The sequence below is a fragment of the Sphingomonas sp. CD22 genome, from assembly GCF_034556155.1.
Lineage (GTDB): Bacteria > Pseudomonadota > Alphaproteobacteria > Sphingomonadales > Sphingomonadaceae > Sphingomonas.
This window is the reverse complement of the sequence record NZ_JAYDYX010000008.1, coordinates 68,335-86,480: the sequence shown is the minus strand read 5'-3', so window position 1 is coordinate 86,480 and position 18,146 is coordinate 68,335. Positions and strand designations below refer to the sequence as shown.

Genomic DNA, 18,146 nt, shown 5'->3' with positions numbered 1-18,146 from the left:
GCGTCTGCCGGGGCCGGGCGTCAAGCGCAGCCGGCTGAAAAGTCGAGAAAGCGGACGTCCCCCCGCGCCGGGCGCGGGAGGATCACCGATCAGATGTCGCGCGACTGACGGCGCCGGTCATAGGCCTTCTTGGCGACATAGCCGCCGCCGATCAGCAGGCCGAGCGGCCCCATGCGCCGCATCGCACCCATCGACAATGCGCCGATCGCCGCACCCTTCAGGCCGTTCTGGCCCTCGCGCCGACCCATTTCACGCCCGACGAGCGCACCGATAATCTTGCCGATCATGCTTCCACCTTTCCGAAAATCTGGTCTTTCAGTTCCGCTGCGCCGCGCAGCACGGCCCAGCCCACCGCGTAAGTGACGGCGAGCGGCAGCACGACCTTCAGCACATTGGCGGTCACCGCACCGATGATCGCGCCGTCGGCGACGCCATCGTCGTCACCAGACATCGAATCGATCGCGGCGCCAATCAGCGCGCCCGTGGTGGTGGTGCTCACGTCCGTCCCCTCTTAGCGTTGCGGCCATGGAAGCGCGCGAACGCCGGGGAAGTTCCTCGTAACGGGACCGTTCCGGTACTTACCCGCGGACGGGGTCAGCACCCGATCATCGTCTCCGGTCGCACCAGCCGATCGAACGTCGCCTCGTCGACCAGCCCCAGTTCGAGCCCCGCCTGTTTCAGCGTCTGCCCCTTCTGATGCGCATGCTTGGCGATCTTGGCGGCATTGTCATAGCCGACCTCGGGCGCGAGCGCGGTGACGAGCATCAGCGATTGCTCGACCAATTGCCCGATCCGCTCGCGATTCGCCTTCAGCCCGTCGACGGTCCGCTCGGCGAAGCTCTGCATCCCGACGCTGAGCAGCGCGATCGACCGCAACACGTTGGCGCCGATCAGCGGCTTGAAGACGTTGAGCTCCATATGCCCCTGCAACCCGCCGACGGTGACCGCGACGTTGTTGCCCATCACCTGCGCGGCGACCATCGTCAGCATCTCGGCCTGCGTCGGATTGACCTTGCCCGGCATGATCGAGCTACCCGGCTCGTTGGCTGGCAATTCCAATTCGCCCAGGCCCGATCGCGGCCCCGAACCAAGCAGGCGGATATCGTTGGCGATCTTGGTCAGCGCCACCGCGAGCACGTTGAGCGTGCCATGCAGATCGACCAGCCCGTCGTTCGATGCCAGCGCCTCGAACTTGTTGGGCGCGGTGATGAACGGCAGGCCGGTGAGCGCCGCGATCTCCGCCGCCACGTCTTCGGCGAAGCCCTCGGGGGCGTTCAGCCCGGTCCCGACCGCGGTGCCCCCCTGCGCAAGCGGCATGATGTTGCGCTCCAGCGTGCCCGCGATTCGGTCGCGGGCGTTGGCGAGCTGCTGGACATAGCCGGAGAATTCCTGCCCCAGCGTCAGCGGCGTCGCATCCTGAAGATGCGTGCGGCCGATCTTGACCAGATCGTTCCATTCCCGTGCCTTGGCGGCCAGCGCAGCGTGCAACCGGTCGAGCGCGGGATAAAGCTGCCGCGTTACCGCCAGCGCCGCTGCGACGTGGAGCGCCGTGGGGAAACTGTCGTTGGACGACTGGCCGCGATTGACGTCGTCATTGGGATGAACCGGCGTCTTGCCGCCGCGCGTGCCGGCGAGCTGCTCGTTGGCGCGGCCGGCGATCACCTCGTTGACGTTCATGTTCGACTGCGTGCCGCTGCCGGTCTGCCAGATGACCAGCGGGAATTGGTCGTCGAGCCTGCCCGCGGCGATCTCCTCGGCCGCATCCTCGATCGCGTCCGCCTTCTCGGCGGCGAGGCCATGCCGCCGGTTCACCCGCGCCGCCGCCTGCTTCACGATCGCCAGCGCATGGACGATCTCGACCGGCATCCGCTCGCGCGGCCCGAACGGGAAGTTCTCGAGACTACGCTCGGTCTGTGCGCCCCAATAGGCGTCGGCGGGAACGTCGATCGGGCCGATCGAATCGGTTTCGGTGCGGGTGCTCATGCGACGTAATATCAAATGCGGGGTCGCTCGATTCAAGGGCGTGTGACACGCCTCTGGCAAGTACACCGATGCCGGGTCAGGCGATCCGCTTCGACAGGAAGAACCGTGCCTCACCGGGCGGATAGTCGTCGATCTGACCGAAGCAGCGATAGCCCAACTTCTCGTAAAAGCCCCGCGCCTGAAAACTGAACGTGTCGAGCCACAGGCCGACGCAATCGAGCCGCTTCGCCTCGGACTCGGCGGCGAGCATCAACGCGCTGCCGTGCCCGTGCCCCCGCATCGATGCCGGCACCACTAGATATTGCACGAACAGCCAGCGATAGCTCGCCATGCCCCATAGGCCGCCAGCGATCGCGCCATCGTCGCTGCGGATGACGATCGCGACAGGATGGCGTTCGGTAGGGCCGACCGCGGCATCGTTGAACGCGACCAGCGGCGCGAGGATCGCGTCGCGCTCCGTATCTCCGGGCACGGCGACGACCTCGATCATGCTCACTTCTTCCGCTTGAAGTCCACGCTCACCACGTTCGAGCCGTCCGCCGCCGGCGTCGCGGTGGGGCCGTCGTTCTCGGCCTCGTCATGTGGTTCCGGCCCGTCGCTCGGGTCTTCGGTCGCCTGGAAGCGCAGCTCGAAATTGACCGCCGGATCGTGGAAGCCGGTAATCGCCGAATAGGGAATGACCAGCTTCGAGGGCACCTGGTTGAAGCTCAGGCCGACCGAGAACTTCCGTTCGTCGACCAGCAGGTCCCAATAGCGGTTCTGCAGGACGATCGTCATCTCGTCCGGGAAGCGTTCGATCAGCCGCTGCGGGATGTCGACGCCGGGCGCCTGCGTCTTGAAGGTGATGTAGAAATGATGCTCGCCGGGCAGGCCGCCCGATTCGGCGACGGAGCCGAGCACGCGGCCCACCACGGCACGCAGCGCCTCCTGGACGATCTCGTCATACGGGATAAGGCTATCGGGAAGGCCGTCGGTCATGCCCCTTGGGTAGCGTATCGCCCGGTCGGGTCAAGATTGTGCGTGACGACGCACGCTCCTATGGGACGAGCCGACATGCGCATCGCCACGATCAACCGCTCCACCGCCGAAACGCGGATCGACGTCACCGTCAACCTCGACGGAACCGGCGTCTATTCGATCAAGACCGGCATCGGCTTCCTCGACCATATGGTCGAACAGCTCAGCCGCCACGGCCTGATCGACATCGACCTCAAGGTCGACGGCGACCTCCACATCGACGGCCACCACACCGTCGAGGATTCGGCGCTGGCGCTGGGGCAGGCGGTGGCGCAGGCGCTCGGCGACAAGCGCGGCATCCGCCGCTACGGCGACGCGCTTTCGCCGATGGACGAGACGCTGACCCGGGTGGCGCTCGACATTTCGGGGCGGCCGTGGCTGGTATGGAAGACCGCCTTCACCGTCTCGCGGCTCGGCGAGCTCGACACCGAGCTGATCGAACATTGGTTCCACAGCTTCGCGCAGACGGCGGGGATCACGCTCCACGTCGAGACGCTGTACGGCAGCAACAACCATCATATCGTCGAGGCGGCATACAAGGGCCTCGCCCGCGCGCTGCGTACCGCGGTCGAGATCGACCCGCGCAAGGCGGATGCTATCCCCTCGACCAAGGGCGTGTTGTGAGCGAGCCCTTCGTCCGCCCCGGCACCAGCATGTGCGTCGTGTCGCTGACCTATGGCGACGATCTCGACGCGATCGACGCGGCGATGAGCGATCACGTCGACTGGCTTTCGGATGCCTACGCCAATGGCCTGCTGCTCGCTTCCGGCCGCAAACAGCCGCGCACCGGCGGCATCATCATCGCGATCGGCGGGAAGAAAGTGACCGAGGAGCTGATCGCCAAGGACCCGTTCGTATCGCGCGGGCTCGCGACGGCGGAGATCATCCCCTTCACCGCCAGCATGGCGGCGACGCCGCTCGCCGACCTGCTGTCATGACCATCGCGCTGATCGATTACGGCGCGGGCAATCTCCATTCGGTCGAGAATGCGCTGCGCGCAGCGGGGGCGATTGATCTGACCGTCACCGCGGATGCCGATGTGGTGGCGAAGGCCGACCGTATCGTGCTGCCCGGCGTCGGCGCGTTCGGCGCCTGCGCCACTGCGTTGCGCGGCGTACCCGGCATGGTCGAGGCGATGGAGCGCCGCGTCCGGCAGGAGGGCGTGCCGTTCCTCGGCGTCTGCGTCGGGATGCAGCTGATGGCGGACGTGGGCGAAGAGATGGGCCAGCATCGCGGGCTCGGCTGGGTGCGCGGGCGCGTGCGACGGCTCGAACCCGGCACGATGGACGCCAAGGTGCCGCATATGGGCTGGAACGATGTCGTGCCGACCGGCGAGCATCCGCTAGTGCCGGCGGGCGAGGCCTATTTCCTGCACAGCTATGCCTATGAGGGCGAGGACGTGATCGCGACCAGCGACCATGCCGGTCCGGTTACCGCGGCGATCGCGCGCGACACGATGCTCGGCGTGCAGTTCCACCCCGAAAAGAGCCAGCGTTACGGGCTGGCGATGCTTGAAAGGTTTCTCGCATGGCGGCCATGACTTCAGTCCTCCCCCGCCAGGGGGAGGTGGCAGCGAAGCTGACGGAGGGGGAGGATACGGTAAGGTCCGCGGTTGCGGAAACGCCCCCTCCACCACCGGCCTACGGCCGGCGGTCCCCCTCCCCCGCTAAAGCGAGGGAGGAATGATATGAGCCTCATCGTCTTCCCCGCCATTGACCTCAAGGGCGGTCAGGTCGTGCGCCTCGCCGAGGGCGATATGGATCGTGCCACCGTCTATGGCGACGATCCCGCCGCACAGGCGATGCTGTTCGCCGAAGCCGGTGCGCAGCATCTCCACGTCGTCGACCTCGACGGCGCCTTCGCCGGCGAATCGATCAACGGCGAGGCGGTACGCGGCATCGTCGAGCGCTTCCCCGGCCACGTCCAGCTCGGCGGCGGCATCCGCAACCGCGCCAGCGTCGAACGCTGGTTCGACCTCGGCGTGTCGCGCGTCGTGATCGGCACCGCGGCGCTCGAGGACCCCGAGTTCGTCCGCGGCGCGGCACGCGACTTCCCCGGCGGCGTCGTCGTCGCGGTCGATGCGCGCGACGGCATGGTCGCGACCAAGGGCTGGGCGGACGTCTCGACAACCAGCGTCGTCGATCTCGCGCGGCGGTTCGAGGATGCGGGGGTGGCGTCGCTCCTGTTCACCGACGTCGGCCGCGACGGGCTGCTCAAGGGCTGCAACGTCGAGGCGACGGTCGATCTCGCCCGCTCAGTGTCGATCCCGGTGATCGCCAGCGGCGGCGTCAAGGGCATCGCCGAAATCCACGTCCTCGCGCTCCACGTCCGCGACGGCGTCGAGGGCGTCATCACCGGCCGCGCGCTCTACGACGGGCGGCTCGATCTCGCCGCCGCGCTGAGCGTCGCGCAGGGAGCGGAATGATGATCGCGCGAAGACGCGAAGACGCGACGATGTCCGGTGTACGGAAGCGCTGGCCTGCCATCGCCGAAGGCAGAATATGGTCTGCCGACCGCCAGCGCCTGCTTGGGGTACGCCCTCTTCGCGTCTTCGCGTCTTCGCGTGAACCAACCTACTCGAGGGCTGCCGCATGACCGTTCGCGCCCGCGTGATCCCCTGTCTCGACGTCGCCAACGGTCGCGTCGTCAAGGGCGTCAATTTCGTCGAGCTGCGCGACGCCGGCGATCCGGTCGAACAGGCGCGCGCCTATGACGCCGCCGGTGCCGACGAACTCTGCTTCCTCGACATCACCGCCAGCCACGAGGATCGCGGGACGATCCTCGACGTCGTGCGGCGCACCGCGGCGGTATGCTTCATGCCGCTGACCGTCGGAGGCGGCGTGCGCAGCGCCGAGGATGCGCGCGCGCTGCTGCTCGCCGGTGCGGACAAGGTCGCGGTCAATTCCGCCGCGGTCGCGCGGCCCGAGGTCGTCGCCGACATCGCCGAGCGGTTCGGCAGCCAATGCTGCGTCGCCTCGGTCGACGCACGCCGCGTCGGGGAGCGCTGGGAGGTGTTCACCCACGGCGGCCGTCGGCCGACCGGGCTCGACGCGATCGACCATGCGCTGCACCTCGCCGAGCTGGGTGCGGGCGAGTTGCTGGTCACCTCGATGGACCGCGACGGCACGCGCAGCGGTTACGACCTCGCCTTGGTCCGCGCGATCGCCGACCGGGTCAGCGTACCGGTGGTGGCGAGCGGCGGCGTCGGCGGGCTCGACGATCTCGTCGCCGGCATCCGCGACGGCCATGCCAGCGCGGTGCTCGCCGCGTCGATCTTCCACTTCGGCGAGGCGAGCGTCGCCGATGCGCACGACGCGCTGGCGGCGGCGGGGATTCCGGTGCGCCGCCCGCTCGCGGCATGATCCCGCTCCTCTCGGTCGCGGGCGGCCATTCCGGCATCGTCCATCGCAAGACCGGTCCCGAATGGTCGGACCTCGCGCTGTTCGTCGTCGCGGCGGTCGGCGTTTGGCTCGTCCGGCGGGCGTTGCGGCGACGGTTCACCAGGAAGGATTGACCCGGACCCTCCTCCCGCGCCAAGCGGGGGCCATGGACCCGCTCGACCGCCTGGAAGCCACCATCCGCGCCCGCCGCGACGCCGCCGAACCCGGCAGCTCCTATGTCGCCAGCCTGTTCGCCAAGGGACGGCCGAAGATCGCGCAGAAGGTCGGCGAGGAAGCCACCGAGACGGTGATCGCGGCGCTCGCCGAACCCGATACACTCGCGTCGGAAGCCGCGGACCTCGTCTTCCATCTGCTGGTCCTGCTCGCCGATGCCGGACTGGGGCTGGACGACGTCCGCGCCGAACTCGCCCGCCGCGAAGGCGTGTCGGGCCATGACGAGAAAGCCTCGCGCTAGGAGGATCTATGCCGATCGACGCTACCCTGCCCTATGACGACCAGAACGTCTTCGCCAAGATCCTGCGCGACGAGATTCCGTCGAAGCGGGTGTATGAGGACGATAATGCGGTGGCCTTCCACGACATCGCGCCGGTCGCGCCGGTCCATATCCTGGTGATCCCGCGCGGGCCGTACGTGTCGTGGGACGATTTCGGCGCACGCGCATCGGAGGCGGAAATCGCCGGCTTCGTCCGCGCGATCGGTCATGTCGCGCGCGAACACGGTCTCGTCGCGCCGGGCTATCGCTTGCTCGCCAATATCGGCGGCGACGCCGGGCAGGAAGTGCCGCACCTCCACGTCCATCTGTTCGGCGGCAAGCCGCTGGGACCGATGCTGGCGGGTTGAGCCCGCCGCGCGCCCGTCCCCGCCACGGACGCCTTCCGGGGTGCCTTGCCGAGATAAGGGATTGCACCTGTCCCATTTGGGGTTAGCATCGGCTGCTTCACCATGCGGCGGCGATCAACGACCGTGCGCATATGGGGGGAAGAGCTGCATGATTTTCGGGCGCGTCAAACCACTCGACGCCATTCTCGCCACCGCCGAAAAACGCGGGCTGCACCGCTCGCTCGGCGCGTTCCAGTTGACCATGTTGGGGATCGGCGCCGTCATCGGCACCGGTATCTTCGTTCTCACCTCGGAAGCCGCGCAGAAGGCCGGCCCGGGCATGTTGCTGTCGTTCGTCGTCGCCGGCTTCGTCTGCGCGGTCGCGGCGCTCTGCTATTCCGAGCTCGCCTCGATGGTGCCGGTGTCGGGATCGGCCTATACCTATTCCTATGCGGTCGTCGGTGAATTGCTCGCCTGGATGGTCGGCTGGGCGCTGATCCTCGAATATGCGGTCGGCGCGAGCGCGGTCGCGGTCGGCTGGTCGAACCATGCGGTCGGCCTGTTGCGGGGTCTCGGCGTCGCCTTCCCCGCATCGATCAGCAATGCCGATGCGCTGATGGCGCACATGCAGGTCGCGTTCGGCGCGACGCCGAACGTCGATCTGCAGACCGCGATGGCGGTCGGCGGCTGGGTCAACGTGCCCGCGGTGATCGTCGTCGGCTTCGTCACCTGGCTGCTGATCATCGGCACGACCGAGAGCGCGCGGGTCAATTCGGTGCTGGTGCTGATCAAGATCGCCGCGCTCACCGCCTTCGTCGCCCTGACCATCCCGGTCGCCAAGGCGACCAACTTCGATCCGTTCCTGCCGACCGGTGGCGTCGGCGTGTTCGGCGCCGCGGCGTCGATCTTCTTCGCGTATGTCGGCTTCGACGCGGTCTCGACTGCCGCCGAGGAAACCAAGAACCCGCAGCGCAACGTGCCGATCGGCCTGATCGGCAGCCTCATCATCTGCACCATCTTCTATCTGCTCGTCGCCAGCGGCGCGATCGGCGCGATCGGCGCGCAGCCGGTGATGACCGCCGGCCAGGTGCTCGCCCCCGGATCGGCCGAGATGGCCGGCCGTTGCGCATCGATCGTCGCCACCGGCGCGATCGAGCCGCTGGTCTGTTCGAAGGAGGCGCTGGTCCATGTCCTCGACACGATCGGCTGGCCGGCGATCGGCCGGCTCGTCGGCCTCGCCGCGGTGCTGGCGTTGCCGTCGGTGGTGTTGATGATGATGTTCGGCCAGACGCGCATCTTCTTCACCATGGCGCGCGACGGCCTGCTGCCCGAGAAACTGGCGTCGGTGCACCCCAAGTTCCGCACGCCCCACGTCGTCACGGTCGTCACCGGCATCGCCGCGGCGGTCGCGGCGGCGGTGCTGCCGGTCGGTAAGCTCGCCGATTATTCCAACGCGGGGACGCTGTTCGCGTTCTTCATGGTGGCGGTGTCGGTGATGGTGCTGCGCCGGACCGATCCGGGTCGCAAGCGGCCGTTCCGCACGCCGGCGGTGTTCATCGTCGCGCCGCTGGCGATCATCGGCTGCGTCGGCCTCTATCTGTCGCTGCCGCTGACCGCCAAGCTGGTCCTGCCCTGCTGGGGGCTGATCGGGCTGGTGATCTATTTCGGGTACAGCCGCAGCCGGTCGTACGTCGGCCGCGGGATCTTCGACACGGTCGACGATCCGGCGATGCAGCCGGAGCTGGCCAAGCCGGTCGACTGATCGGGGTCGCTTTCACATACCGGGCCGGGGGAGCGATCCCCCGGCCTTTTTCATGCGCGCGAAGGCGCGGAAGCGCGCCGTCCGCTCCCCCTCCCGTCGGAAGAAGGAGCGCGGGCCTCAGCCGAGCTTGGCGGCGGCGAGGGCTTTCATGTCGACGTTGGGGCGGGCGCCGAAGTGGCTGATGATCTCCGCCGCGCAGATCGCGCCGAGCTTGAGCGACTGTTCCAGCCCCTTGCCCTGCGCCTGGCCGTGGAGGAAGCCCGCCGCGAACAGGTCGCCCGCGCCGGTCGTGTCGACCACCTTGGCGATCGGCTCCGCGGTCACCTCGGCGCGGGTGCCGTGCTGGATCGCGCAGGCGCCCGCCTCGCCGCGGGTCACGACCAGGGTCGGCACCTGCGCCGAGAGCCTGGCGACCGCCGCGTCGAAATCCTCGGTCTCGGCGAGCGCGGTCAGTTCGCCCTCGTTGGCGAACAGGATGTCGATCAGGCCGTCGGCGATCAGCTGGCGGAAGTCGCCGCCGTGACGGCCGATGCAGAACACGTCGGACAGCGTGAAGGCGACCTTGCGGCCCGCCTTGCGCGCCGCCTCGATCGCCGCCCGCATCGCGGCGCGGGGCTCCTCGGGGTCCCAGAGATAGCCTTCGAGATACAGGATCGCCGCATCCTCGATCACCGACAGGTCGAGCGCGCTCTCGGGCAGGAATTGCGAGGCGCCGAGATAGGTGTTCATCGTCCGCTGGCCGTCGGGCGTGACGAAGATCAGGCAGCGCGCGGTGGTCGGCTGGCCGGGGCGGACCGCGGTGGCGAAATCGACGCCGGCGGCGCGGATGTCGTGCGCGAAGACCTCGCCGAGCTGGTCGTCGGCGACCTGACCGATGAACGCGGTGCGGCCGCCGAGTGCCGCGATCCCCGCGACGGTGTTCGCCGCCGATCCACCCGACACCTCGCGCCCCGGCCCCATCTTGGCGTAGAGCGCGTCGGCATCCTCGGGCGAGAACATCAATTGCATCGAGCCCTTGGCGACGCCGATCGAATCGATGAAGGCGTCGTCGGCCTGGGAAAGCACGTCGACGATCGCATTGCCGATCGCGACCACGTCATATTTGGGCTGGGACAAGGATAGGGCTCCGGGGAAAACGTAAAGGCCGTCCCTAGGGCCAGCCGCCCCCCCACGCAACGTGGCGGTGGTTGACGCGCGCGCCGCCGCCCGCCACCCCGGCGCGATGCTGCGCGCCCTCACCCTCTCGATCGGCCAGCTCGGCCAGCCCGCCATATTGCGCGTGCTCGGCAAGTCGCTGCTGGTGACGCTGGCGATCTTCGCCGCGCTGGGCGCCGCGCTCTATGCGGGGCTGCGGACGCTGTTCGCGGCGTGGGTCGGCGACGGATATGGCGGTGGCCTCGCCGGTGCGGCGGTGGTGGTGCTGCTGGTGCTCGGCGCATGGCTGCTGTTCCGGGTGATCGCGGTGGCGGTGCTCGGCGTGTTCGGCGACGAGGTGGTCGCCGCGGTCGAGGCGCGCCATTATCCCGCCGCGCATGCCGCGGCGCGGCCGGTACGCCTCGCGCGGTCGCTGCGCATGGGGCTCGGCTCGGCAGGGCGCGCGGTGGCGCTCAACCTGCTGATGGTGCCGGTCTATCTCGCGCTGCTGTTCACCGCGATCGGGCCGGCGATCGCCTTCTTCCTGGTCAATGCGGTGCTGCTCGGCCGCGACCTCGGCGAGATGGTGGCGAGCCGGCATATGGACGATGCGACGATGCGGGGCTGGCGCGGGGCGACGCGCGCGCAGCGTTTCGTGCTGGGGCTTGTCGGCACCGGGCTGTTCGTGGTTCCGCTCGTCAATCTGGTCGCGCCGATCCTCGGCGCGGCGATGGCGACGCATCTGTTCCACGCGTCGCAACGGGGGACGCGCGCATGAAGGCACTGGCGGCATTGGGACTGGCGCTGTTCGCGGCCGCCTGCGCCGCGCCGGGCGCGGTCGCACCGGCGGTGGTGAGCCGCCCCGTCGTCCCCTACACCAGCGCCGGGCTGGAACGCGTGATCGGCCAGGACGAGGCGGGGCTGGTGACGCTGTTCGGCAAGCCCGACGCCGACATCCGCGAGGGCGCCGCGCGCAAGCTCCAGTTCGCCGGGCCGATCTGCGTGCTCGACGCCTATCTCTACCCCGAGGGATCGGAAGCGCCGCGCGTCACCTATCTCGACGCGCGCGAGCCCGACGGCAGCACGATCGACCGCGCGAGCTGCGTCGCCGCACTGACCCGCCGCGACGGCGGAAAATAGGTCAGCCTGCGTTCGACTTGGACAAGATGGACACCTTAATGGAAACGATCACCCCCTGATCGTTTCCGTTTCTGCACCGATGAGACAGAGCGGGTTTCCGATTCGCCGATAGCATGTCGAAGCACTGTAGGACAGGACGGCCAACATGATCGGGGGCCGTCAGCATGTTACCACCGATATCGCACGCTTTCGCTGCGTCGGTACGGCATCCGCATCTACTTCAATCCTGCCGCGATATCGTCGCGATGGCGATGTGCGTCTTGATACAGGCCGCCCCGTCATTCGGGTAGCCAGTCGATCCGGCCCCGATGGCAGACCTTCCGGATACCATTGAAATGGCGGCAAATGACGGTGAGGATCGTCGCTGCGTCATGGGCGTGGCACTGCCGAATTAATCGCTGTCGTCGAAATGATCGTCGGCGAAAACTTCACCGGCTATAATCGATGTGCGATACCATTGCCTTCCCGAGTCGGAACCACGTCGCGGTTCCAGCGTCCTGTATCTGTCGGATCGGAGAACGATGATGAAACGGATCGTCACCCTGCTTGGCCTTCTTGTCGCGATGCCCGTCGCGGCGCAGACCCAGCCCAATCCCGGAGTGGCCGGCGCCGCCGGCAACATGCAGTTCGGCGGCGTTTCGCGGATCATTGATAACGGTGTGTTCGGCTCGTGGAACGCGGATGACACGCCGACGATGCGCCGGCAACGCATCGCCTGGGCCACGGCGATCCGCGATCAGGCACGCCAATTCCAGGCGGAGGACGGCGGAACCCTGTCCGACCATCACGCGCGCTATCTCCGCCGCCGGATCAACCGCCTCCTTCTTCGCTGATTCAGGTTACCCCAGCGTACGCAGTCGATCCGCCGCCCAGCCCGCGGCTTCCGCCACCACCGGGTCGTCGTCGCCGCACAGTCGCTCCAGCACCGGCAGCAATGCCGGCTCACCGCTGTTACCGGCGGCGATCGCGGCGTTGCGGACCATGCGGCCCCGGCCGATGCGCTTGATCGGGGAGCCGGCGAAGACCTGGCGGAAGTCGGCGTCGTCGAGCGCGAGCAGGTCGGCGAGCGCGGGGGTGGTGAGTTCGGCGCGGGGGTGGAAGGCGATGTTCGCCGCCGCGGTCGCCGCGAACTTGTTCCACGGGCAGACCGCGAGGCAATCGTCGCAGCCGTAGATGCGGTTGCCGATCGCGGCGCGGAATTCGTGCGGGATCGGGCCGGCATGCTCGATCGTCAGGTAGGAGATGCAGCGGCGCGCATCGAGCCGATAGGGCGTCGGAAAGGCGTCGGTCGGGCAGGCGCGCTGGCAGGCGTCGCACGAGCCGCAACTGTCGCGGCCGGGCACGTCGGGCACGAGGTCGAGCGTCGTGTAGATCGCGCCGAGGAACAGCCAGCTGCCATGCGCGCGGCTGACCAGATTGGTGTGCTTGCCCTGCCAGCCGAGCCCGGCCGCCTCCGACAAAGGCTTTTCCATCACCGGCGCGGTGTCGACGAAGACCTTGAGGTCGCAGCCCGCCTCCTGCGCCAGCCAGCGGCCGAGCGCCTTCAGCGCCTTCTTGATGACGTCGTGATAATCGCCGCCCTGCGCATAGACCGAGATGCGGCCACGCTCGCCCTCCCCGGCCAGCCGCAGCGGGTCGGCGGCGGGGGCGTAGCTCATGCCGAGCGCGACGATGCTGCGCACCTCGGGCCATAGCCCGGCGGGCGAGCCGCGGTGATGCGCGCGCTCCTCCATCCAGATCATGTCGCCGTGGCGCCCTTCGTCCAGCCATTCGCGTAAGCGCCCGGCGGTCCGCGGCGCGGCATCGGCGCGCGCGATGCCGCAGGCGACGAAGCCGAGTTCGGCCGCCTTCGCCTTGATCCGGCGTTCGATTTCGGCTTGCTGCTTGTGTTGGGACACCTCCGCCCGCTACCACAAGCGCCACGGCAACACACGCATCGCGTTCGGGATGCGTGGCGCAGCCTGGGGTCGGACGGGGGACGGGTGTTTGGCTGACGATCTGGCGGTGTTCGCCGAGCATCTGGTGAAGCGCTTCGGCGAGCGGCGCGTCGTCGACGGTATCGATCTGGCGGTGCCGCGCGGCGCGATCTACGGCGTGCTCGGCCCCAATGGCGCGGGCAAGACGACGACGCTGCGCACTTTGCTCGGCATCATCGAGCCCGACGAGGGACGGCGTTCGGTGCTCGGCCATTTTGCGCCGCGCGAGGCGAGCGACCGGGTGGGCTATCTGCCCGAGGAGCGCGGCCTGTATCCGTCGATGAAGGCGCGCGACGCGATCGCTTTCATGGGCGCGTTGCGCGGACTCGACCGGCGGACGGGGCGTGCGCGCGCCGCCGAGCTGATGGAGGCGGCGGGGCTCGGCCATGCGGTCGACGAGAAGATCAAGAAATTGTCCAAGGGCATGGCGCAGCTAGTGCAATTGCTCGGCTCGGTGGTGCATCGGCCCGATCTGCTGGTGCTCGACGAGCCGTTTTCGGGGCTCGATCCGGTCAATCAGGAAAAGCTGGAGGCGCTGATCCTCGCCGAGCGCGACCGCGGCGCGACGGTGCTGTTCTCGACGCATATCATGGCGCATGCCGAGCGCGTCTGCGACCGGCTGGCGATCATCGCCGGCGGCAAGCGGCGGTTCGAGGGGACAGTGGACGACGCGCGCGGCACGCTGCCGAGCCGGGTACGCTATCTGCCGACGCACCCCGATGCGGCCATCGCCGAGGTGCTGCCGCATGACGCGGTGGCGGACGCTGGGGTGCAGGGCGGGGCCGGCTGGCGTTTCCAGCTTCCGGCGGAGGGGATCGAGGGGTTGCTGGTGACGCTGATCGATCGCGGTTACGGTATCGGCGGACTGTCGATCGAGCGACCCGGGCTGCACGACGCCTTCGTCCGCATCGTCGGCAAGGCGACCGACGCGGGAGAGGCGGCATGAGCAATGCGGTTCGCACCTTCCGCCAGGCGCTGACGATCGCGCGGCGCGATTTCGTCGCGACCGTGTTCACGCCCGTCTTCCTGCTGTTCCTGCTCGCGCCGGTGCTGCTCGGTTCGTTCTCGGCGATCGGCGGCATCGGCGCGGCGAGCGTCGCGAACAGCCGCGCCGACAAGTCGCGGATCGTCGCGATTCTGCCCGATGCCACGGCGCGGACGATGGCGGCGGCGGACACGCGGCTGCGCACCGCCTTCCGCCGCGACGACGAGGCGCCGCCGGTGCTCGTCACGCAGCGGCCCGATCGCGATCCCGCCGCACAGGCGCACGCCGCCTTCGCCAGCGACGCGTTCGAGGCGAGCGCGGTGCTTTACGGCCCGCTCGACCGGCCGCAGGTGCTGTACGGGCCGCGCGGCGGGCGCGCCGCGGATTATCTCGCGCTGCTCGCCGCCGAGACGATCGCGGCGGAGCGGCTGGGCGGCACGCCGACGCGGATCACCGCGACCAAGACGCCGACCGAACGGCCGCGGGGATCGGCGGGCAATCGCCGCCAGTCCGCCTCGTTCGCGGTGTTCGGCGTGTTCCTGCTCAACCTCTTCCTCGCCAGCCAGGTGGTCGGCACGATGGCCGAGGAGCGCAACAACAAGGTGATCGAGGTGCTCGCCGCCGCGGTGCCGCTGGAGAGCGTGTTCCTCGGCAAGCTGCTCGGCATGTTCGGGGTCGCGGTGCTGTTCGTCGTGTTCTGGGGGACGATCATCTCGCGGCTCGGCATGCTGCTGCCGCCCGAGGTGGCGTCGTCGCTGGCGATCCAGGCGGCGGTCGGCATGCCGGCGTTCGTCGCGCTGTTCCTCGTCTATTTCACGATGGCCTATCTGCTGCTCGGTTCGGCCTTTCTGGTGGTCGGCGCGCAGGCCTCGACGCCGCGCGAGATCCAGATGCTCGCGCTGCCGATCTCGATCGTGCAGATGGGGATGCTGGCGCTGGCGCTCGCCGGCACCAGCCGGCCGGACAGTTGGGTCGCCACCGCGGCGCAGCTGTTCCCGCTGTCGTCGCCGTTCGCGATGGCCGGGCGTGCCGCGACCTCGCCGGACTGGTGGCCGCATGTCGCGGCGATCGCGTGGCAATTGCTGTGGGTGACGATCTTCATCACCCTCGGCGCGCGCCTGTTCCGCCGCGGCGTGCTGCAATCGGGCAGCGCCAAGCCGTTCTGGAAGCGCCGGGCGGGCTGATCGCGTCGCCCCGGAACGGGTATCGACGGGGCTCGCGAACGAACGGTCGGGAGCGACGCCGCAAGAATAATTCCGCAGATGACGCGCTTGTCATCGCGCCTACGTCACCGCGTCACACGCTCGAGCCTAGATAAGGTTCCAGCATGAGGGGAGTGGCGACGATGCGGCGGATACCTGGGGTGGTGATGTTGGCGACGGTGCTGCTCGTCACCGGTCTCGCCGAGCCCAGGCCGGTGATGGCGGTGGAGCGTAACGTGCTCCACGCCGCCCCCGCCGCCGGACCGGTCACCTTGCTGTCCTACAATGTCGAGGGCCTGCCCTGGCCGCTGACCCACGGCCGCGGCGCCGCCGCCGCGTCGATCGCCGCCGAGCTGCGCGCGATGCACGATCGCGGCGACGGGCCGCAGGTGGTCGCGGTGCAGGAGGCGTTCGGCGACGCGCAGAAGGCGATCGGCACCAACGCCGGTTACCGCTACGTCGCCTACGGCCCCAGCGCCGACGAAGCGGGCGCCCCGGCGACGACCCCGGCCGAACGCGCCTTCGTCGCCAGGGCCAGCCTGTGGCATGGCGAGACCGAGGGCGCGCGCGAGGACAGCGGCCTCGCCATCTTCTCCGACTATCCGATCCTCTGGGCCAAGCGCGTCGCCTATCCGCGCTTCGCCTGCGCGGGCTACGACTGCCTCGCCAACAAGGGGATGCTGGCGGTGGCGCTGCGCGTGCCCGGCCGCGCCGCGCCGCTGGTGGTGGTCGACACGCATCTCAACGCGCGCGCCGCCTCGGGCGTCGGCAACGACCGCAGCCTGTTCGCCTATCAGCGCCAGGCCGATGCGCTGCGCGCGTTCATCGGCGCGGTCGGCGGCGGTGGCGCATCGGTGGTGCTCGCCGGCGACTTCAACGTCGGCAACGATCCCGCGCGTCAGGCCTATCTGGCGCAGGCGCTGGTCGCCGGCGACGGCCTGACGATCGCCGCGTCGGAAACCGCCTGTGGCGCGTCGTGCCGGGCGATCGCGCCGACGCCGACGCTCGCGCATGCCAAGACCGTCGTCGCCTATCGCGGCACGATCGCCGCCGAGGGCCAGACGCGCAGCTTCGGAACGCTCGCCGATGGCGACCGGCTGTCGGACCATATCGGCGTGATGCGCAGCTTCGGCCTCGGCGCCTGATTCCGACCCCGGTCGGGTGGGGTCCGGGCGGTTAGCCACAGCGCTTCGTCACCCCGGACCCGTTCCGGGGTCCACCGGGCCACAGGTCCGCGGCCGGAGCCTCGGGCCGCCCTCCCCGCCGCAAAGTGGACCTCCGAACCAGTCCGGGGTGACGGAACGGGGGTAATGGCTCCCGCGCCCCACTGTCCCGCCCGTGCGGGGGATGCGGGGGACCGTGCGGATATCTATATCACGGTAATGGTTCACGATCCTTCCCGCCGCTCGCTTCTGTCGTTCGCTGCCGCCGGTATCGCCGGGGCGGCCTTATGGGGCTGCCGCAGCGCGCCTGCCGCCGCGGCCGAGCGCTTCCCCGTCGCGATGAGCGATGCCGCGTGGCGCAAGAAGCTCGGCGATCAGGCATGGGCGGTGCTGCGTCACGAGAGCACCGAGCGTCCGTTCAGCAGCCCGCTCAACGACGAGCATCGCGCCGGGCGCTTCGCGTGCAAGGGCTGTGCGCTGCCGCTGTTCGCCTCGCAGACCAAGTTCGACAGCGGTACGGGCTGGCCGAGTTTCTACGCACCACTGCCGCATGCGGTGGCGACGCGCACCGACGGGTCGCTGATGATGCAACGGGTCGAGGTGCATTGCCGCCAGTGCGGCGGGCATCTGGGCCATGTCTTCGACGACGGGCCGAAGCCGACCGGCAAACGCTATTGCATGAACGGCGTGGCGATGACGTTCCGCGCGGGTTGAGGGAGCCGCCGGCCCCTCGTCATCCCGGCGGATGCCGGGACTCATGGTTGCGGTGATCGCCGTTGTTTCGCGCTCCGTCGCGCCGACCGTGTCCGTGGGTCCCGGCATTCGCCGGGATGACGATCGGAGGGGCGTTGCGCTTACTGCCCCGAGACGGGCACCACCGGAACGGCGGCGGCGGTGGCGATGATGCTGGTGTCGATGGCGGGGGCGGCTGCCGGTGCGGCGTCCGTATCGGCGGCGGGGGCGTGGCCCGAATAAATGAAGCCGTTGGTCGGATAGCTCGACGTGCCGAGGCCGCCGTTGGGACCGTACCAGACCTTGACTTCGCTCCAGTCGCCGGCGGCGGAGACGTCGACGGCGCGGACGTTGCGCTCGATGCCGCCGGGGCGCGACCAATTGGCGTGGGTGAGCAGCACTTCGCGGTCGCTGACGACCTGCGACACCATCGCGACATGGCCGACGCGCATGCGGTGGGTGGACTGGAAGGCGAGCACCGCGCCGACCTTGGGCGCATGGCCCCGCTCGTAGCGGCCGGCGGCCTGGCCCCACCAGGTATTGGCATTGCCGTGCAAATCGATGCCGGAGATCTCACGGGCATAAGGCGCGCACTGCCAGAATTGTGCCATCGCCGGGGTGGCAGTCATCAGGCCGCACGAAATCACCAGCGCAACACGCGCTGCCCACGTCTTTACAGTCATTTGCTGACCCCCCGGTCGAAAACCCGTTTGTCGAGGATGTCGCTACAAGCGACTTTGCTTTTCTCCAATGGCCGCGGGAACCATAAGAGACGAACGGTGTTGCGGCGCCGACGAGACGACGAACCGTGTCCGCAGCCCTGTCCCTTTCT

General features: G+C 68.9%; 24 protein-coding genes. 16 read left to right on the top strand and 8 right to left on the bottom strand.

The genetic code is table 11. The annotated features are described in order from the left end of the window. Positions 1-89: 89 nt before the first annotated feature. From SFC76_RS15755 to SFC76_RS15735, 5 genes are all read right to left on the bottom strand, one after another. Positions 90-287 (bottom strand): hypothetical protein, encoded by a 198-nt coding sequence (locus tag SFC76_RS15755; RefSeq protein ID WP_322850360.1) that lies wholly within the window; start codon positions 285-287, stop codon positions 90-92. After that, complete coding sequence (locus tag SFC76_RS15750) at positions 284-499, bottom strand: hypothetical protein (RefSeq protein ID WP_322850359.1); 216 nt, start codon at positions 497-499, stop codon at positions 284-286. The genes SFC76_RS15755 and SFC76_RS15750 overlap by 4 nt, the downstream gene beginning before the upstream one ends. Positions 500-594: 95 nt before the next feature. Beyond that, the gene (gene fumC / locus SFC76_RS15745; RefSeq protein ID WP_322850358.1) at positions 595-1,983 is read right to left on the bottom strand and encodes a class II fumarate hydratase; all 1,389 of its coding nucleotides are present in this window, start codon (positions 1,981-1,983) and stop codon (positions 595-597) included. Positions 1,984-2,059: 76 nt separating this feature from the next. Next, entirely contained in the window at positions 2,060-2,473 is a 414-nt protein-coding gene (locus SFC76_RS15740) for a GNAT family N-acetyltransferase (protein WP_322850357.1), read from the bottom strand. 2 nt (positions 2,474-2,475) lie between these two features. Beyond that, complete coding sequence (locus SFC76_RS15735) at positions 2,476-2,961, bottom strand: SspB family protein (protein ID WP_322850356.1); 486 nt, start codon at positions 2,959-2,961, stop codon at positions 2,476-2,478. A 75-nt stretch (positions 2,962-3,036) separates the two neighbouring features. On the opposite strand from SFC76_RS15735, the gene hisB reads away from it, so the two are divergent. From hisB to SFC76_RS15690, 9 genes are all read left to right on the top strand, one after another. After that, positions 3,037-3,624, top strand: coding sequence for an imidazoleglycerol-phosphate dehydratase HisB (hisB, locus tag SFC76_RS15730; protein WP_137899362.1), 588 nt, complete (start codon positions 3,037-3,039; stop codon positions 3,622-3,624). Beyond that, positions 3,621-3,938 (top strand): YciI family protein, encoded by a 318-nt coding sequence (locus SFC76_RS15725; protein ID WP_322850355.1) that lies wholly within the window; start codon positions 3,621-3,623, stop codon positions 3,936-3,938. Before hisB ends, SFC76_RS15725 begins: the two co-directional genes overlap by 4 nt. Continuing rightward, positions 3,935-4,540, top strand: a complete 606-nt coding sequence (gene hisH, locus SFC76_RS15720; RefSeq protein ID WP_322850354.1) for an imidazole glycerol phosphate synthase subunit HisH — start codon at positions 3,935-3,937, stop codon at positions 4,538-4,540. Before SFC76_RS15725 ends, hisH begins: the two co-directional genes overlap by 4 nt. 147 nt (positions 4,541-4,687) lie before the next feature. Further along, the gene (gene hisA / locus SFC76_RS15715) at positions 4,688-5,425 is read left to right on the top strand and encodes a 1-(5-phosphoribosyl)-5-[(5-phosphoribosylamino)methylideneamino]imidazole-4-carboxamide isomerase (RefSeq protein WP_322850353.1); all 738 of its coding nucleotides are present in this window, start codon (positions 4,688-4,690) and stop codon (positions 5,423-5,425) included. Positions 5,426-5,591: 166 nt separating this feature from the next. Then, positions 5,592-6,362 (top strand): imidazole glycerol phosphate synthase subunit HisF, encoded by a 771-nt coding sequence (hisF, locus tag SFC76_RS15710; protein ID WP_322850352.1) that lies wholly within the window; start codon positions 5,592-5,594, stop codon positions 6,360-6,362. Beyond that, on the top strand, positions 6,359-6,514 hold the full coding sequence (locus SFC76_RS15705) for a hypothetical protein (protein WP_322850351.1): 156 nt from the start codon (positions 6,359-6,361) through the stop codon (positions 6,512-6,514). The genes hisF and SFC76_RS15705 overlap by 4 nt, the downstream gene beginning before the upstream one ends. A 32-nt stretch (positions 6,515-6,546) precedes the next feature. Further along, positions 6,547-6,855, top strand: coding sequence for a phosphoribosyl-ATP diphosphatase (locus SFC76_RS15700; protein ID WP_322850350.1), 309 nt, complete (start codon positions 6,547-6,549; stop codon positions 6,853-6,855). Between the two features lie 8 nt (positions 6,856-6,863). After that, positions 6,864-7,241, top strand: a complete 378-nt coding sequence (locus SFC76_RS15695) for a histidine triad nucleotide-binding protein (protein ID WP_322850349.1) — start codon at positions 6,864-6,866, stop codon at positions 7,239-7,241. 148 nt (positions 7,242-7,389) lie between these two features. Then, positions 7,390-8,982 carry an amino acid permease gene (locus SFC76_RS15690; RefSeq protein ID WP_322850348.1) on the top strand — a complete coding sequence of 531 codons (1,593 nt, stop codon included), beginning with the start codon at positions 7,390-7,392 and terminating at the stop codon, positions 8,980-8,982. Between the two features lie 117 nt (positions 8,983-9,099). Here SFC76_RS15690 and SFC76_RS15685 read toward each other — a convergent pair whose 3' ends face one another. Beyond that, complete coding sequence (locus SFC76_RS15685; RefSeq protein ID WP_322850347.1) at positions 9,100-10,098, bottom strand: adenosine kinase; 999 nt, start codon at positions 10,096-10,098, stop codon at positions 9,100-9,102. Between the two features lie 106 nt (positions 10,099-10,204). On the opposite strand from SFC76_RS15685, the gene SFC76_RS15680 reads away from it, so the two are divergent. The 3 genes from SFC76_RS15680 to SFC76_RS15670 all read left to right on the top strand — a co-directional run bounded on the left by SFC76_RS15680 (position 10,205) and on the right by SFC76_RS15670 (position 12,089). Further along, the gene (locus SFC76_RS15680; RefSeq protein ID WP_322850462.1) at positions 10,205-10,894 is read left to right on the top strand and encodes an EI24 domain-containing protein; all 690 of its coding nucleotides are present in this window, start codon (positions 10,205-10,207) and stop codon (positions 10,892-10,894) included. Then, positions 10,891-11,256 (top strand): hypothetical protein, encoded by a 366-nt coding sequence (locus SFC76_RS15675; protein ID WP_322850346.1) that lies wholly within the window; start codon positions 10,891-10,893, stop codon positions 11,254-11,256. The genes SFC76_RS15680 and SFC76_RS15675 overlap by 4 nt, the downstream gene beginning before the upstream one ends. Before the next feature lie 521 nt (positions 11,257-11,777). Then, positions 11,778-12,089, top strand: a complete 312-nt coding sequence (locus SFC76_RS15670) for a hypothetical protein (RefSeq protein ID WP_322850345.1) — start codon at positions 11,778-11,780, stop codon at positions 12,087-12,089. Between the two features lie 6 nt (positions 12,090-12,095). Here the strand turns inward: SFC76_RS15670 and queG are convergent, their stop codons facing one another. Continuing rightward, a complete protein-coding gene (gene queG / locus SFC76_RS15665; protein WP_322850344.1) occupies positions 12,096-13,154 on the bottom strand; it encodes a tRNA epoxyqueuosine(34) reductase QueG in 1,059 nt (352 codons plus the stop codon). A 49-nt stretch (positions 13,155-13,203) separates the two neighbouring features. On the opposite strand from queG, the gene SFC76_RS15660 reads away from it, so the two are divergent. The 4 genes from SFC76_RS15660 to msrB all read left to right on the top strand — a co-directional run bounded on the left by SFC76_RS15660 (position 13,204) and on the right by msrB (position 17,296). Beyond that, positions 13,204-14,178 (top strand): ABC transporter ATP-binding protein, encoded by a 975-nt coding sequence (locus tag SFC76_RS15660; RefSeq protein WP_416222433.1) that lies wholly within the window; start codon positions 13,204-13,206, stop codon positions 14,176-14,178. Continuing rightward, positions 14,175-15,401: an ABC transporter permease gene (locus SFC76_RS15655; protein ID WP_322850342.1), complete on the top strand. Its 1,227-nt coding sequence runs from the start codon at positions 14,175-14,177 to the stop codon at positions 15,399-15,401. The genes SFC76_RS15660 and SFC76_RS15655 overlap by 4 nt, the downstream gene beginning before the upstream one ends. A 161-nt stretch (positions 15,402-15,562) precedes the next feature. After that, positions 15,563-16,564 carry an endonuclease/exonuclease/phosphatase family protein gene (locus SFC76_RS15650; RefSeq protein ID WP_322850341.1) on the top strand — a complete coding sequence of 334 codons (1,002 nt, stop codon included), beginning with the start codon at positions 15,563-15,565 and terminating at the stop codon, positions 16,562-16,564. 237 nt (positions 16,565-16,801) lie between these two features. Further along, positions 16,802-17,296 (top strand): peptide-methionine (R)-S-oxide reductase MsrB, encoded by a 495-nt coding sequence (msrB, locus tag SFC76_RS15645; protein ID WP_322850340.1) that lies wholly within the window; start codon positions 16,802-16,804, stop codon positions 17,294-17,296. Between the two features lie 140 nt (positions 17,297-17,436). Here the strand turns inward: msrB and SFC76_RS15640 are convergent, their stop codons facing one another. Beyond that, entirely contained in the window at positions 17,437-17,997 is a 561-nt protein-coding gene (locus SFC76_RS15640; protein WP_322850339.1) for a CHAP domain-containing protein, read from the bottom strand. Between the last annotated feature and the right edge of the window lie 149 nt (positions 17,998-18,146).

Coding starts and splice junctions, on each gene's coding strand:
- SFC76_RS15675 (WP_322850346.1), top strand. CDS start 10,891: ATGAAGGCACTGGCGGCATTGGGACTGGCGCTGTTCGCGGCCGCCTGC.
- msrB (WP_322850340.1), top strand. CDS start 16,802: ATGGTTCACGATCCTTCCCGCCGCTCGCTTCTGTCGTTCGCTGCCGCC.
- hisA (WP_322850353.1), top strand. CDS start 4,688: ATGAGCCTCATCGTCTTCCCCGCCATTGACCTCAAGGGCGGTCAGGTC.
- SFC76_RS15650 (WP_322850341.1), top strand. CDS start 15,563: ATGCGGCGGATACCTGGGGTGGTGATGTTGGCGACGGTGCTGCTCGTC.
- hisB (WP_137899362.1), top strand. CDS start 3,037: ATGCGCATCGCCACGATCAACCGCTCCACCGCCGAAACGCGGATCGAC.
- SFC76_RS15690 (WP_322850348.1), top strand. CDS start 7,390: ATGATTTTCGGGCGCGTCAAACCACTCGACGCCATTCTCGCCACCGCC.
- hisH (WP_322850354.1), top strand. CDS start 3,935: ATGACCATCGCGCTGATCGATTACGGCGCGGGCAATCTCCATTCGGTC.
- SFC76_RS15670 (WP_322850345.1), top strand. CDS start 11,778: ATGATGAAACGGATCGTCACCCTGCTTGGCCTTCTTGTCGCGATGCCC.
- SFC76_RS15655 (WP_322850342.1), top strand. CDS start 14,175: ATGAGCAATGCGGTTCGCACCTTCCGCCAGGCGCTGACGATCGCGCGG.
- SFC76_RS15660 (WP_416222433.1), top strand. CDS start 13,204: ATGCGTGGCGCAGCCTGGGGTCGGACGGGGGACGGGTGTTTGGCTGAC.
- hisF (WP_322850352.1), top strand. CDS start 5,592: ATGACCGTTCGCGCCCGCGTGATCCCCTGTCTCGACGTCGCCAACGGT.
- SFC76_RS15695 (WP_322850349.1), top strand. CDS start 6,864: ATGCCGATCGACGCTACCCTGCCCTATGACGACCAGAACGTCTTCGCC.
- SFC76_RS15700 (WP_322850350.1), top strand. CDS start 6,547: ATGGACCCGCTCGACCGCCTGGAAGCCACCATCCGCGCCCGCCGCGAC.
- fumC (WP_322850358.1), bottom strand. CDS start 1,983: ATGAGCACCCGCACCGAAACCGATTCGATCGGCCCGATCGACGTTCCC.
- SFC76_RS15640 (WP_322850339.1), bottom strand. CDS start 17,997: ATGACTGTAAAGACGTGGGCAGCGCGTGTTGCGCTGGTGATTTCGTGC.
- SFC76_RS15740 (WP_322850357.1), bottom strand. CDS start 2,473: ATGATCGAGGTCGTCGCCGTGCCCGGAGATACGGAGCGCGACGCGATC.
- SFC76_RS15680 (WP_322850462.1), top strand. CDS start 10,205: ATGCTGCGCGCCCTCACCCTCTCGATCGGCCAGCTCGGCCAGCCCGCC.
- SFC76_RS15755 (WP_322850360.1), bottom strand. CDS start 287: ATGATCGGCAAGATTATCGGTGCGCTCGTCGGGCGTGAAATGGGTCGG.
- SFC76_RS15705 (WP_322850351.1), top strand. CDS start 6,359: ATGATCCCGCTCCTCTCGGTCGCGGGCGGCCATTCCGGCATCGTCCAT.
- SFC76_RS15735 (WP_322850356.1), bottom strand. CDS start 2,961: ATGACCGACGGCCTTCCCGATAGCCTTATCCCGTATGACGAGATCGTC.